The following is a 351-nucleotide window of genomic DNA, read 5'->3' as shown; positions in this document are numbered from 1 at the left end:
ATCCCGTCATCCTCCACCAAGAGTTCAAATGTAAGGGTAAGCCTTTAGATTTGATCTTTTAGAGATCAAGTGCTGTACGTTCTTTAACAATCTGGAAGAAGTAAGTAAATTTTTATTGATCGCAAACACCGACAGGTGGGTGCGATGGGTAATGATTGTATGTATCAACAAACGCAACAACGTAGTACTTCTTATTTCTATAACCGCTCCTTTGTTTAGTCGCAAGGGGCTAACGTTATAGGGACAAGTGAATAAGTGCACATGGTGGATGCCTTGGCGATTACAGGCGATGAAGGACGTAGTAGCTTGCGATAAGCTGCGGGGAGCTAGCAAACAAGCTTTGATCCGCAG

The 351-nt window shown here is 43.3% G+C and carries 1 rRNA gene; it reads left to right on the top strand.

Going from position 1 to position 351, the window contains the following annotated elements:
• Positions 1–241: 241 nt before the first annotated feature.
• Positions 242–351 (top strand): 23S ribosomal RNA (locus MRBLMU1_RS25505); the annotation flags it as partial.

Source organism: Burkholderia sp. LMU1-1-1.1, assembly GCF_040675865.1.
GTDB lineage: Bacteria > Pseudomonadota > Gammaproteobacteria > Burkholderiales > Burkholderiaceae_D > Rugamonas.
The sequence above is the reverse complement of the archived record's forward strand: the minus strand, read 5'-3'. Positions and strand labels throughout refer to the sequence as shown.